General features: G+C 63.1%; 12 protein-coding genes. 6 read left to right on the forward strand and 6 right to left on the reverse strand.

The features are described from left to right. The first annotated feature begins 73 nt into the window (after nt 1-73). Complete coding sequence (locus JQ558_RS07615; protein WP_212276067.1) at nt 74-1,045, forward strand: tripartite tricarboxylate transporter substrate binding protein; 972 nt, start codon at nt 74-76, stop codon at nt 1,043-1,045. Nucleotides 1,046-1,106: 61 nt separating this feature from the next. After that, complete coding sequence (locus tag JQ558_RS07620; protein WP_212293266.1) at nt 1,107-2,294, forward strand: hypothetical protein; 1,188 nt, start codon at nt 1,107-1,109, stop codon at nt 2,292-2,294. 181 nt (nt 2,295-2,475) lie between these two features. Here the strand turns inward: JQ558_RS07620 and JQ558_RS07625 are convergent, their stop codons facing one another. Then, the gene (locus tag JQ558_RS07625; RefSeq protein WP_212209868.1) at nt 2,476-2,781 is read right to left on the reverse strand and encodes a hypothetical protein; all 306 of its coding nucleotides are present in this window, start codon (nt 2,779-2,781) and stop codon (nt 2,476-2,478) included. Between the two features lie 200 nt (nt 2,782-2,981). Between JQ558_RS07625 and JQ558_RS07630 the strand changes: the two genes are divergently transcribed. After that, nucleotides 2,982-3,461 (forward strand): hypothetical protein, encoded by a 480-nt coding sequence (locus JQ558_RS07630; protein ID WP_212209867.1) that lies wholly within the window; start codon nt 2,982-2,984, stop codon nt 3,459-3,461. A 93-nt stretch (nt 3,462-3,554) separates the two neighbouring features. Continuing rightward, nucleotides 3,555-4,145, forward strand: coding sequence for a GNAT family N-acetyltransferase (locus JQ558_RS07635; protein ID WP_212293267.1), 591 nt, complete (start codon nt 3,555-3,557; stop codon nt 4,143-4,145). Nucleotides 4,146-4,188: 43 nt separating this feature from the next. Here the strand turns inward: JQ558_RS07635 and JQ558_RS07640 are convergent, their stop codons facing one another. From JQ558_RS07640 to JQ558_RS07655, 4 genes are all read right to left on the reverse strand, one after another. Further along, entirely contained in the window at nt 4,189-5,406 is a 1,218-nt protein-coding gene (locus JQ558_RS07640) for an EAL domain-containing protein (protein WP_212276069.1), read from the reverse strand. A 360-nt stretch (nt 5,407-5,766) separates the two neighbouring features. Further along, nucleotides 5,767-6,774, reverse strand: a complete 1,008-nt coding sequence (locus tag JQ558_RS07645; RefSeq protein ID WP_212293268.1) for a tripartite tricarboxylate transporter substrate binding protein — start codon at nt 6,772-6,774, stop codon at nt 5,767-5,769. Between the two features lie 229 nt (nt 6,775-7,003). Then, on the reverse strand, nt 7,004-7,978 hold the full coding sequence (locus JQ558_RS07650) for a TAXI family TRAP transporter solute-binding subunit (RefSeq protein WP_212209863.1): 975 nt from the start codon (nt 7,976-7,978) through the stop codon (nt 7,004-7,006). A 31-nt stretch (nt 7,979-8,009) separates the two neighbouring features. Then, entirely contained in the window at nt 8,010-10,067 is a 2,058-nt protein-coding gene (locus JQ558_RS07655; RefSeq protein WP_249128495.1) for a TRAP transporter permease, read from the reverse strand. 202 nt (nt 10,068-10,269) lie between these two features. Here JQ558_RS07655 and JQ558_RS07660 point away from each other — a divergent pair, with 202 nt between their 5' ends. Then, nucleotides 10,270-11,073 (forward strand): SDR family NAD(P)-dependent oxidoreductase, encoded by an 804-nt coding sequence (locus tag JQ558_RS07660; RefSeq protein ID WP_212293269.1) that lies wholly within the window; start codon nt 10,270-10,272, stop codon nt 11,071-11,073. A gap of 24 nt (nt 11,074-11,097) precedes the next feature. Here the strand turns inward: JQ558_RS07660 and JQ558_RS07665 are convergent, their stop codons facing one another. Next, nucleotides 11,098-11,868, reverse strand: coding sequence for a hypothetical protein (locus JQ558_RS07665; RefSeq protein WP_212293270.1), 771 nt, complete (start codon nt 11,866-11,868; stop codon nt 11,098-11,100). Between the two features lie 209 nt (nt 11,869-12,077). Here JQ558_RS07665 and JQ558_RS07670 point away from each other — a divergent pair, with 209 nt between their 5' ends. Beyond that, nucleotides 12,078-12,845, forward strand: a complete 768-nt coding sequence (locus JQ558_RS07670) for a hypothetical protein (RefSeq protein ID WP_212293271.1) — start codon at nt 12,078-12,080, stop codon at nt 12,843-12,845. Nucleotides 12,846-12,967 lie beyond the last annotated feature (122 nt).

Genomic DNA, 12,967 nt, shown 5'->3' on the forward strand with positions numbered 1-12,967 from the left:
ACACGGGTTGCGGATGTCGGCAGTTTCAGCGACCATACGGCCAACAAGAACAATGATCCCAAGGGAGTGCTGAATGCGCGGTAACGCTTTAGCCGTCATCATCGCCGTCGGCTTCGCCGCCAGCCTCAACAGCGCGCAAGCTCAAAACTATCCGACCCGGGCGATCACGCTGGTGATTCCGTTTGCGCCTGGTGGTTCGACCTCGATCGTCGGCCGCGGCATCGCCGACAAGATGAGCGAACTGCTCGGCGAGAAGGTGGTGGTTGACAACCGCCCCGGCGCCGGCGGCACGATCGGCACCAAGGCCGTCGCCAAAAGCGATCCCGATGGCTACACGCTGGTGCTGGGTTATACCGGCACGCTCGCGATCGGGCCGTCGCTCTACAAGAGCGCCGGCTACGATCCGCGCAAGGATTTCGCGCCGATCGGCCTGATCGGCAATGCGCCGAATTCGCTGGTGGTGCATCCGTCGTTTCCGGCCAAGACCGTTGCCGAACTGATCGCGCACGCAAAGGCCAATCCCGGCAAGGTCAATTTCGGCTCGGCCGGCGCCGGCACGGTCAGTCACATCACCGGCGAATATTTCGCCCGCACCGCCGGGATCACGCTGGTGCATATTCCCTACAAGGGAACCGGTCCGGCGCTGACCGATCTGTTGGGTGGCCATATCCCGATGGCGTTTGCGCCGATCCCGGCCTCGCACCCCAACGTCTCGGCCGGCAAACTGCGCGCCCTCGCGGTGACCAGCACGACCCGCTCCGGCCTGCTGCCGGACGTGCCGACGATGGCGGAAGCGGGCCTTGCCGGCTTCGATGCGTCGCTGTATTACGGCCTCGCGGCGCCTGCCGGCACGCCGCGCCCCATCATCGACAAGCTCAACAAGGTGCTGCGCGACGCGCTTGGCTCCGACGAGGTCAAGAGGCAATTGGCCAATGACGGCACCGAAATCACACCCGGCACGCCGGAGGACTACGCCGATTTCATCGACAAGGATGAAAAGAAGTGGTCGCAACTGATCAAGACCAGCGGCGTCGAGCAGGAGTGAGCGGCACCGCGCCGCGCCGTTTCGGGGCTGACTTGAGCCCGACACTTGCTACAACAAGGCGATGCGCCTGCAATTGATTCGCCTCTGTCTTGGCCTTGTCGCGCTCGCGCTTCCCGCGGGCGCGCCGCGGGCTTTGGCCATGGACGCGCTGCCGGCCTCAGCGGCGGATGCGATGGCGCAGGCGGCCTCGCCACAGGCGATCGCGGAATATCGCCGCAAGCTGAAGGAATATCAGGCCGCGCGCGCCGCGTTCGAGCAGGAAGCCGAACCCTACTGGAGCGCGATTGCCGAAAAACGGCGTGGCCGCAATGCCAAGCGGCGCGAGCGCCAGGCCATCACGCTCAATGATTATGTGCTGACGCAGCCGCCGCTTTACGACGGGCCGAAGCGGCCGGTGGATCCGGAGCCCGACGACAAGCCGCGCGAGCGCAAGCCGCTTCCGGTGGTCGCCGATTTCCTGCAAGCCGCCGCGGCGCATTTCCAGTTTACGCCGCAGCGGCCCGCCAGCGAGGTCGAGTTCAAGCGCGCCTATGGCCGCGTCGCATTGGCGTCCGGGCTGACGCGCGAGCAGATCGTACGGGTCTATTCGTTCGAGACCGGCGGCAACGGCAATCACGACATGCAATCCGGATTGAGTTCCTCGCGCCCGGGCTCGCGCGCGATCTCGACGGCGGTTGGCTACAACCAGTTGCTCACCACCAACACCGTCTCGCTGCTCGCCGAACAGGGGCATGACATCGTCAAGGCGTTGACGGAGAAGGCCGCCGGCCTGTCAGGACCGGCGCGCAAGGCGATGGATCACAAACTGGCGGTATTGAAGCGGATGGTCGCGTTCACGCGCTCGGTGCCGGTGCAATGGTCGGAGCACGAGAAGCTCGCCAGCACGCCGCAGGGCTGGGGGGTCCACGCCATGGTGCTGGACATCGACGTCGGCCCGCTGCTGCAGACCCACAAGCTGCTGACCTCGGTGCTGTTCGCGCGCGCCAAGGGTTACACCAGGCCGCTCAGCGCCGCTGAACTCGAGATGATGAACCTGACCGGTGACAGCACCGGCCTCGACATGGTGACGATGCCGCAGGCGATGCGCGAGCAGGTGCCGACCTCGAATTTCTTCCAGCGCGGTGGCTACGAGCGCAACCCGGTCGCGATCCGCCACAACACGGTGGCAAAACTGCTTGCGATCACCGACGAGCGGATGGACGTCAACAGCGGCAAGCCAGGTGCGAAGGAACTGGCGGCGGCGTTTTAGGCGACTCTGCTGAAACATCGTCGTCCCGGCCTTGAGCCGGACCCATACGCCGCGGCCCCTCTGTGTGGACGCTGGCGTTAGAGACCATCCGTTACAATGACCGCCGCGGCGTATGGGTCCCGGCGTCTGATGCGCAATTGCGCACTAGGCCGGGACGACAAGCGGTGGTTAAGCGCACCCCTCAATTCGCGCCGAACTTGAACTTGCCGTCGTCTTCGAGGTAGGGGCCGGTGCGCATGTAAAGCTGGCCGTTCTCGCCGACGAAGAACAGCGTGCCCTTCGGCACTTTCTTGGCGCCCTTCAGCAGCGTGCCGGCGTTGTTGGTGCCCAACTTGTACGCAACCGTCTTGCCGTCTTTGCCGTAGGCATAGCCCGTGCCGGAGGTCAGCTCCCAGGGCGTTGGCGCGGCGGCCTGTGCGAATGCAGACGACGTCAGCCCGCCGAGCGCGGCCGCGATCAAAAAGGTCTTGGCTGAAATTCCCGTCATCGTTGTCCCTCCCAGCGGCCAAAATTGGCTTCTGCCCCATTCGTTTGAACAAATCACGAACGTCATTATTCCGTCAATGGTACCTTCGCCGCATCACGCCTTCTCTGCGACTTTGTGATTTCCCGCCTTCGACTTCGCGACTATGTTCCGGTTTCCGGTTACAAACCGCTATTGCCAGAAACGTTATAGGGATGATTCGGATGAACCTCGTCATGAAGATTGGTTTCGGTGTTGCGCTGTCTTTCATGACGCTGGCTTCCGCTGTCCAGGCCGACGAATTCAAGCTCAGCAACAACCAGCGGATTGCCTGCAGCCGCGGCCTGAGCCCCGGCAAGCTCAACACCGCAACCTGCAGATCGTACGCGTATGTCTTCAACATCAAGACCTCGGAATATTTCCGCTGCCAGGTCACGCTGGCGCTGACGCGCGACAACAAGGAAGTTATCAACGTGCAGGCCGACGGCAACTGCGCCAAGAAGCCCCGCATCTTCGAGACCGATTCGAACTATTCGTTCGACGCCACCGAAACCGAACCGCCGAACACCAACTCGTTCTTCGGGCCCGGCGGCTATGCGGTGTGGGCCAGCGACAACAATGCGCGCAAGGTGCGCGGCTGCATCATCATCTCGTCCGGCCTCGGCTCCGACATCTCGAAATGTCTCGACATGAAGTTCGATTGATGGGCGGCGGGCGTGACAGCCGCCCCCTCCGCGCCGGGCGCGCCGCCGCCGCCCTGGCCGTTTCCTGAACGAATCCGGTTTGAGGGACGCGCGATGTCCCTCGAACCGCTTGCCGTCGGACACGCGGACGAGCCCTGGCACGCCGCGCAGGGCGCCGATGCGTCATTTGCCTATTTGCGCTACGGGCCGTTCGCGCAGCAGTGCGACTTGCTGGAGTTGATCACCGAACTGGCTGCGCGGGCCGATCAGCCGTTCTGGGCGGTGCGGGCGAAAAGCAGCGGCGTGGCTCAAGGCTGGCTCTCGCTGTGCGATATCTATCCTGCCGACGGCGCGATCGAAATCGGGGCGATCTGGTTTTCGCCGCGGCTGCAGCGAACCCGGGCCGCGACCGAAGCGATCTTTCTCCTGATGCAATATGCGATGGAGGAATTGCAGTACCAGCGGCTGGTCTGGCGCTGCAACGCGGCAAACCAGGCGTCGCTGAACGCGGCCGCGCGCTACGGTTTTACGCCGGAAGGTACATGGCGTGGTTCGGCCTTCAGCAAGGGGCGTCGCTGCGACGTGGCGTGGCACTCGATCGTCGCCGCCGAGTGGCCGTCGCGCCGCGCCGCCATCGCCGCGTGGCTCGCGGACGGGAATTTCGATGAACACGGCCGCGCGCGCACGCGGCTGGTCCATCCGTGAGCCAGTTCTTGACGAAGTTCGGCTGAGCCCGACCGAGCGCCCCTCACGGCTTTTGCCCGACGGGGGATGGCAGCACGGGGGGCGAGCGGGCAAATTTCTTGACCCCGAGCGGCTTGCTGAACAGATAGCCCTGGACCAGATCGAAACCCATGTCATGCGCGGCGAGAAAATCGGTGCGGGTTTCGACGCCCTGGGCGATGGCGCGCGCGCCGTGGTCCTGCGCCAGCTCGACGATGTGGCGGCATACGGTCTGCTTCAAGCGGTCATCCGCGCAGCCGGTGACAAACTGATGATCGACTTTCAGCTCGACGAATGGAAAGTTCCGGAGCCCCATGAGCGCCGGCCATTCCGGGCCGACATTATCGACGGCAATCGCGATATTATGCAGGCGCACCTGTCTGGCGACGTCGATCACGAGATCCAGATTGTCCGTCACCTCGGCGCTGTCGATCTCGATGATCAAGCCGCCGAACGCGGGATGGTCGGGCATTCCGAGACACAGGTCGCGCACCGTTTCGCGGCCCCTTAAAAACGAAACCGGCAGGTTGATCGAGAGATCAACCGGACCTTGCTGCTCCAGAAGGTAATGCCAATCCTCGATCGCGCGGCCGATCACGAACTCGGACAGCGCGCGATAATGCGGATCCTTGTCGTCCGGAATGAAATACGCCGGTGGAACGACGCCCCAGGCGGGATGTCGCATCCGCACCAGCGCCTCAGCGCCGCAGGGAATCAGGGTGCGGGCATTGATCTTTTGCTGATACCACAATTCGAGCCACCCGGCCTTCAGCGCCTCGGCCACGTCCACCGCCGGGCTCGGCGCCGGTTCGGTGGGCAGCAGCGAGGCGACGCTGGCCCGCAACGTTCCGGCGCTGAAGGGCGTCGGCAGCGATGGCAGCATCGCGATGTCGTATTCCTCGGCAATTTGCCGAACCGCCTTTACCATAATCGAGTCCGGTGGGCCGATGATGAGCACCTTGCCGCCGAAATTTTTCCGGACCAGAACTTCGAGAATTTCGCCGACTTCGGTCCCGTTGACGGACACGCCGAGCACGACGAGGTCGGGCTGTTGTGCGTCAAGCACTCCCGCCAACTCGCTTGCACAAGCGCATGCGCTGGTGATGAAGCCGAGTTCCTCGAGCGCGTCAGAGAGGAACAGCCGCAGGTGTTTCTTGGCGTCGGCCACGCAGGCGCGGGGCATCATCCTTCGTAGTCCGAAGCCACCGGCGCGCGCATGCGCGTTTGCATTGATCAGATTCATTCCGTCCCCCTGCTCAGATATCGACGCTAGTCGTACATCCGCGCGGCGGCGCTAATCATGGAGTTTTAGGGACACGGTGATGAATGCGTGGGTAAGGTTAAAGCCGCCAATGAAATTAGAATTGTAACGAAAGCGGCAAGTCATCTGGCTGTAATATGACAACTCGGGAGCCCAACGGAGATCCATCCGTTGGTCGTTGCTGTCGTCGGCATGTTCTATGAACTGACGCGTGCATTGCGCGCTGTTTCATTGCTGGACGCGCGTTAACGCCTGTGGTCGCTTGTCGGCGCGGCCACAGTTTATGTTCGCGCCGAACAGAAGAATCGCTTCATCGCAGGCGGGCCGTGCGGAATGCGATCGTCACTCCGGCTTGATGCCGGCGAACTTGGCCACCTTGCCCCACTTCTCGGTTTCCGCCAGCACGTAAGCCTGCATGTCCGCGGGCGACCCGCCGGCCGGCTCGGCGCCGAGCTTGCGCAGCCGCGCGATGCCGTCCTCTGTCTTGAGGAATTTGTCGACGCTGGCGTTGAGCCTGTCGATGATCTCCTTCGACGTCTTGGCCGGCGCACCGATGGTGAACCAGGATGCCGCCTCGTAACCGGGTACGCCGGCTTCCGCGATCGTCGGCAGATCAGGCAGGCCCGGCCAGCGCTTGGCGGAGGAGACCGCCAATGGACGGATCGAGTTGGATTCGGCGAACGGCTGCGAGGCCGGCAGATTGTCGATCGTCAGCTGCACGCGGCCGGCGATCAGGTCGGTCAGCGCCGGTGCGCTGCCCTTGTAGGGAACGTGAGTCATCTCGACGCCAGTCATCGACTTGAACAATTCGGTCGAGACATGCGCGGTGCTGCCGAGCCCCGGCGTGCCGTAGAACAACTCGCCCGGTTTCGATTTGGCATAGGCGATCAGCTCCGCGACCGATTTCACCGGCAGCGAATTGGTGACCGAACAAAGATTGGGTACCCGCGCGATGATGATGACCGGCGCGATATCCCTGGCCTGGTCGTAGTTCATGTTCTTGAACACGAACTGGTTGATGGCGTGCGTGCCCGGCGTTCCCACCACGAAGGTGTAACCGTCGGGCTCGGCCTTCGCGACGAATTCAGCCGCGATGTTGCCGCCGGCGCCGGTCTTGTTTTCGACGATGAATTGCTGGCCGAATTCCTCGGAGACTTTTGCCGCGACCACGCGCGCCAGGATGTCGGTGGTGCCACCGGCCGCGAACGGCACGACCAGTTTGACCGGCCGTGTCGGCCATTGATCGGCGCCCGCCCGCTGCGGCAACAGCGACATACCGCCAAGGGCAGCGGCGCCGGTCAGCACAGCGCGGCGGCTCAGGCGGTGCGGATGGATAATCTTCGAAGTCATGTCGGTCCCTCCAAAATTTCGGCGGACCGTATTTGTTAATCGGCGCGACCGCCACCCCCGTCGGCGTCATGCCTCGGGGCTCCGGCATCATGGCGCAGAATCCGATCAGGCCGATAGCGGCGAATGTCGCAAGAAGCGCAAGGTCAAAGAAATGACCGCGGCCCTTGGCGGACCGCGGTCAAATGCAATCAGAGGTCAAATGCAATCAGAAGATTGCAGGCAGCCGGCGTTAGCCGCCGATGCCTTTTTCCTTGAAGTACTTCAGCGCGCCGGGATGGAACGGGATCGGCGAGCGATCCTGCACCTGGTTGTCGAGCGAGAAGCTCTCGGCTTCCTTGTGCACGGCAACGATGTCGGCCTTCTTCTCCACCAGAGTCTTGACGATCGTGTAGGCATCGTCGTTGGTCATCTTGTCGCCGGTTACGATCAGGTTCCAGACCTCGGCGATGGAATTGTCCTTGTCGTAGCCGGGATAGGAGCCCGCCTTGATCTTGCTTGACGTGTAGAGCTTGCCGTACTTGGCATTCATCTTCGCGGCGAGGTCGCCGTGATCGATCAGCTTCATCTTGATGCCCGGCGTTGCAGCCAGATCGGTCACCGCCGCGGTCGGAATGCCGCCGACCCAGAAGAACGCGTCGATCTTGCGGTCCTTGATGGCGTTGACGGATTCCGCGACGCCTAGTCGCTCGCGCTTCATGTCCTTGTCCTTGTCGAGGCCGGCGGCCTCGATGACGCGGAACGCCATCACTTCGGTGGCGCCGCCCGGCGAACCGGTCGAGACGCGCTTGCCTTTCAGGTCGGCCATGGTCTCGATGCCGGTGCCTTCGACGGTCACCACGTGCATGCGGTTCGGATAGACCACGAGCAGCGCCTGCAGCGGCAGCTTGCCACTCTTGAACTTGTCCTGGCCCTGCAGCGCGTCGAGCGCGGCATCGGCCATGGTGAAGCCCATCTCGCTCTGCCCGGTGCCGATCAGCTTGAGATTGTCGATCGAGCCGCCGGTGACCTCGGCGGTGGCCTGCACGTTGGGAAGGCTCTTTGACAGCACGTTGGCGACGGCGCCGCCAAGCGGATAGTAGACGCCGCCGGTTCCGCCGGTACCGATCGACATCGTCTTCTGCTGGGCATGGACGATGCCGGCGAAGGCGAGTCCGGCCGCAACAGTCACAGCCAGCACGGCCACGGTCTTTTTCATTATTTTCATCTCAATTACTCCCTTGAACCTATTCTTGGACTTAAGTTGTAAGCGCCGGTCGTTTCGGCGCCCGCGTTCTCGACTGCCACAGCAACACGCCGAAGCCGATAATCAGCCCGGGCACGTAAGTGTAGCTGATATCGCGGCCGATCATCCATTCGACGATCGCCTCGATCAAACTCGGAAATACCAGCAGCAATCCGGATAGCAGAAGCAGGCCTCCCTCGACCCGCGTATTTTGTCGCAGCGCCCAGTTCTGGGCAAATGCGGCCAGCGCCAGCAGTCCCAGGGTGGTCTTGATCGTGATTTCGACGATGTCGAGCCATGATCCGCCCTTGGGGATCGACAGCAGCAGGCCGACGCCCTGCGGATCGAGCACGAACACGAACGGCACCAGGAACGCCGGCAAGGTATATTTCCAGGACTGCAGCGTCGTCTTGTAGGGATCACCGCCGGTGATGGCGGCGGCCGCGAACGGCGACAGCGCGGTCGGCGGCGACACCTCCGACAGCACGGCGTAATAGAAGATGAACATGTGCGCGGCGTAATCGGGTACGCCAAGTTTGGTCAGGGCCGGTGCGGCGATCACGGCGCAGATGATGTAGGAAGCGGTCACCGGCACCGCGAGCCCGATGATCCACACGATCAGCGCGGTGTAGATCGCGGTCAAGAGCAGGCTGCCGCCGGCATAGCTGATCACGATCGCCGAGAATTTGAGGCCGAGACCGGTCAGCGTCACGATGCCGACCACGATGCCGGCGCAGGCGCAGGTGGTCGCCGCGTTCAGCGCGCCGGTCGAGCCTTCAGCCAGCGCCTTGACCAATTTGCTCGGCACCAGCGCGGTTTCCTTGCGCAGGAAGCTCAGCGCGAAGGTCACGACGATGGCATAGAACACCGACAGCGACGGCGAATAGCCGATCACCATGAATACGACCACGGCGAGCAGCGAGATGAAATGAAAGCCGTAACGCCGGGTCATCTGTCCGAGCGACATCTCCGGCGTGAAGTTGACGTCCTTGGCGCCGAATTTTTTCGCATCCAGTTCGACCATGAACAGCAGCGACATGTAATAGAGACAGGTCGGAATCGTCGCCATCCAGATCACGTCGAGATAACTGATCTTGAGAAACTCGGCGATCAGGAAGGCCGCGGCGCCGAGCACCGGCGGCGACAGGATGGCGCCGAGGCCGCCGGCCGCCAGCAGACCGCCGGCGGCGTTTTTCTCAAAGCCGGCCTTGGCCAGCATCGGGGAGGCCACGGTGCCGATCATCACGGTCGTGGCGACGCCGGATCCGGAGGGGCCGCCGAGCAGGAACGAGGACAGCACCACGGTTCTGCCGGCGCTGTTCGCCTTGCCGCCCATCAGCGCCAGCGAGAAATCGATGAAGAACTTGCCGGCACCGGATTGCGCCAGGAACGCGCCATAGATCGTGAACAGGATGATCAGGGTCGCCGACACGTCGACTGCGACGCCAAAAATACCTTCCAGCGTGATGAAGAGATGGCCGACCAGCCGGGGCAGATCGTAGCCGCGATGGGTCCATGGCGCCGGCAGATGCGGGCCGAGCATTGCATAGGCGATGAACAACACGGCCACGACGGGCATGATCAGCCCGGTGGTGCGCCGCGTCGCCTCCAGCACCAGCACAATGAAGACGATGCCGACGATGACGTCCCAGCGGTCGGGCGAGGTGGCGCGGTCGGTAAAGTCCTCGCCGCCCCAGAGCGCATAGACGATGGTCGCGACCGCAAAGATGCCGGGCACCACGTCCCACCAACGCACCCGGTTGCGAAACCGCGTCGCCAGCGGAAACAGCAGGAAGCTCAGCACCAGCGTGAATGCGACGTGGGTGTAGCGCAGTTCCTGGGTCGGAACGATCGCGTAAGCCGCATAGAGGTGGAACAGGCTCATCACCACTGCAATGGTGGTCGAGATCCGTCCCGCCCATCCCATCAGGCGGTTGGCCGCGCCTTCCTCGGCCTCGATGAACAATTCAGCCTTATGCAACGCCTCGTCGGAAACGGCGACGACGTCGTCATTGGGCAACGAATTGCCTGGTGGTTGACCCTGTGCGGCCATGCATCCCCCGGAGCGCATTGATATCTCCCGGCCGATCGCCGGGGCCTTTTACGGCGGCGCATTCATGCCGGTTTGGGCAGGCGTGGCAAGGGCATAAATCGAGAGATTTTGGGATGGTTACATCCATGCGAGGGTTGCATCGACCGCCACGTGCTGGACGGGTTGACCGCGGGCACATGCGCGTTCAACTTCCCGTCCAAATCAAGGGGAGAGAAAGTCGATGGAACGGCTCAAGGGCAAGACGGCGATGGTGGTCGGCGCGGGTTCGATCGGGCCCGGCTGGGGCAACGGCAAGGCGACCGCGGTTACTTTTGCTCGCGAAGGTGCGCAGGTGTTTTGCGTCGATCGCAACGCGGCGGCAGCCGAAGAGACCGTGAAGATCATCACGGGCGAGGGCGGCAAGGCGGCGGCCTTTACCGCCGACGTCTCCCGCGCCGCCGATGTCGGGGCGATGGTGGCGGCGTGCCTGAAGACCTATGGCCGTATCGATGTGCTCGACAACAATGTCGGCATTGCTGAAATGGGCAGCGTGGTCGAGACGACGGAATCCGAATGGGATCGCGTGTTCGCGGTCAACCTCAAGAGCGCCTTCCTCGCCATGAAGCACGTTATTCCGGTGATGCAGAGACAGGGTGGTGGCTCGATCATCAATATTTCATCGATCGCCTCGATCCGCCACGTCGGCATTTCCTACGTCTCCTATGGGGCGTCGAAGGCGGCGATGAACCAGATGACGCGCACCACGGCGGTGCAGTTCGCAGCCGATCATGTCCGGGTGAATTGCATTCTGCCGGGCCTGATGAAAACGCCGATGGTCGAGCACTCCGCAGGTCTTGCGGCGAGTTATGCCAAGGGCGATGTCGAGGCGATGTGGCGGGCGCGCGACGCGCAAGTGCCGATGGGGCACATGGGCGACGCCTGGGATGTCGCCAATGCGGCGCTGTTTTTGGCGTCCGACGAATCCCGCTACGTCACCGGGCTCGAACTCGTGGTCGATGGCGGGATGACGGCGAGGTCGGCATAAGCGAAGCGCGGGTTCGCGCTTCCGCTACTGTGCCATCGCCAAGATGCCGCCGGCAAAGGAGTGCCACATCGGCGTCATGCTGATCGGCCAATTCAGCAGCTTGACGGCGATCAGCGCGGCGCCGCCATAGATATAGACCGGATGCGGGCGGCCGCGCGTGCGCCAGTCGTGCACGATGGCAACCACGAGCAGCAGATAGGCGACGAGGGCCGGCGGGATGGTGACGGGCACCGGCGGCGGGCCGAGCGGCCCGGGCGGCGCCAGGAAGGTGAGAAACCAGCGCGCCACGGCCGCATCGAGCAGCGAAATGCCGGCCAGCAGCATTAGCCGCTTGTGGGTTTCGCTCCGGCGAATGTTCGCGATTCCCAACGCGAACACCACCGCAAAGAAAAGAATGCCGCTGAGCGGGACGATCGCAAACGCGATGCCTTCACTGGTGAGCCCGGCCGCGGCCGATCGCTTCATCGCGTTGACCGCAACCAAAAAGCCGAAGATCGTCATCGCGGTCGCCAGCGACACGCCGATCATCCCGATTGCGCGGTGCCGGGTGACATTTCCCGATGCGGCGAGCCATGCCTGGAACGCGAAGTAGAGCGACCAGGCGAAAAACAGCAGGCCGTGAAAATGGACGACGGGCGAGGCCGAGAGCGATCGCGACATCATCGGCAGCCAATAGGTGGGGGCAAAGCCGAGAAACGCGACGGCCATGCAGGCCAGCGCCATGTAAAAATAAAAATATCCGGTTTGGGTATACGCGGTCGCGCGCGGCGGAGTGGTGTCGGTCAGGATGGCCATGGTTTTGAGTCGACCAAACAGAGGAAAGGTTCAACGAAAATTCTTCAATGGATATGTACACTTGCGGGCGAAAAGTGCGGCTTCCCGGACGTCATGTTTCAGCCAGAGCCGGTTTTCGAACGGCTAACGAAATTCGCCTTGGCCGCTGTCGGAAGCTCACCTCGCTTGCTAGGATTGTCCATCGTCGAGAGCGTTTTTTGGGTCTGTTGATGCGAGGTTGTCCTATCATCCGCAATATTGTCGTCGCTTCCCTGCTGTCGACGGCGTTCGTGCAAGCCGCCTTCGCAACCGGCGTCGAGCCGACCAAAGATCCGCAAGTCGATCCCGCGCCTTGCGTTGCGGCTGCGGCGGCCAATGACGACGACAAGACCATCAGCGTTTGCGGCGCGTTGATCCGCAACGAAAAGACCGCGAGGTCCGACCGCATCAAGGCATTGATCGCGCGCGGCGGCGCCAATGATCGCAAGGATCTGATCGACCGCGCCATTGCCGATTATGACGGCGTGCTGCGGCTCGATCCGGCGCTGGCCGATATCTTCAACGCGCGCGGCGAACTCTGGCGCAAGAAGGGCGACCGGCCGAAGGCATTGCAGGACTTTGGCATGGCGATCAAGCTCAACCCGGAGCATCCCACCGCGCGCGGCAATTACAAATCGCTGGCGCAGGAGCTCGAGCGTCTCGGCGCGCTGATGGCGGTCTACAACAAGCCGAGCTTCAACTGCGCCACCACGAAGCGGCCGGTGGAGAAGGCGATCTGCGCCAGTCCGGACCTTGCCAAGTTTGACCGCGAGATCAGTGCCGTGAACACCAAGGTGGTCCGCGATGCGAGCGCGGACGGCCCGCGCGCCCGTGCCCTGCAGCGTGAGCAGGATGATTTCGTCGCCCGCCGCGGCGCCGCCTTCGGCCAGCCGGGTTACGATTTGCGCAGGGCCATGAAGGAACGGCTAGACCAATTGCTGGCGATCGAGTCGCGCTGAATGGTGGCGCTGGCGCCGGCCCGTGTTCTCGCGTTGAATCGGCCGGCATCATCCAGGCAATGGCTGGCTTTCGAACCTTGGGCGGATTTGGGGCGACAAAGCAACGCGGTATTGCCGTTCAA

The sequence above is a fragment of the Bradyrhizobium sp. AUGA SZCCT0160 genome, from assembly GCF_018130105.1.
GTDB lineage: Bacteria > Pseudomonadota > Alphaproteobacteria > Rhizobiales > Xanthobacteraceae > Bradyrhizobium.

Bases quoted from the DNA above. Each gene is read 5' to 3' on its own strand.
- JQ558_RS07615 (WP_212276067.1), top strand. From the start codon at position 74: ATGCGCGGTAACGCTTTAGCCGTCATCATCGCCGTCGGCTTCGCCGCC.
- JQ558_RS07620 (WP_212293266.1), top strand. From the start codon at position 1,107: ATGCGCCTGCAATTGATTCGCCTCTGTCTTGGCCTTGTCGCGCTCGCG.
- JQ558_RS07625 (WP_212209868.1), bottom strand. From the start codon at position 2,781: ATGACGGGAATTTCAGCCAAGACCTTTTTGATCGCGGCCGCGCTCGGC.
- JQ558_RS07630 (WP_212209867.1), top strand. From the start codon at position 2,982: ATGAACCTCGTCATGAAGATTGGTTTCGGTGTTGCGCTGTCTTTCATG.
- JQ558_RS07635 (WP_212293267.1), top strand. From the start codon at position 3,555: ATGTCCCTCGAACCGCTTGCCGTCGGACACGCGGACGAGCCCTGGCAC.
- JQ558_RS07640 (WP_212276069.1), bottom strand. From the start codon at position 5,406: ATGAATCTGATCAATGCAAACGCGCATGCGCGCGCCGGTGGCTTCGGA.
- JQ558_RS07645 (WP_212293268.1), bottom strand. From the start codon at position 6,774: ATGACTTCGAAGATTATCCATCCGCACCGCCTGAGCCGCCGCGCTGTG.
- JQ558_RS07650 (WP_212209863.1), bottom strand. From the start codon at position 7,978: ATGAAAATAATGAAAAAGACCGTGGCCGTGCTGGCTGTGACTGTTGCG.
- JQ558_RS07655 (WP_249128495.1), bottom strand. From the start codon at position 10,067: ATGCGCTCCGGGGGATGCATGGCCGCACAGGGTCAACCACCAGGCAAT.
- JQ558_RS07660 (WP_212293269.1), top strand. From the start codon at position 10,270: ATGGAACGGCTCAAGGGCAAGACGGCGATGGTGGTCGGCGCGGGTTCG.
- JQ558_RS07665 (WP_212293270.1), bottom strand. From the start codon at position 11,868: ATGGCCATCCTGACCGACACCACTCCGCCGCGCGCGACCGCGTATACC.
- JQ558_RS07670 (WP_212293271.1), top strand. From the start codon at position 12,078: ATGCGAGGTTGTCCTATCATCCGCAATATTGTCGTCGCTTCCCTGCTG.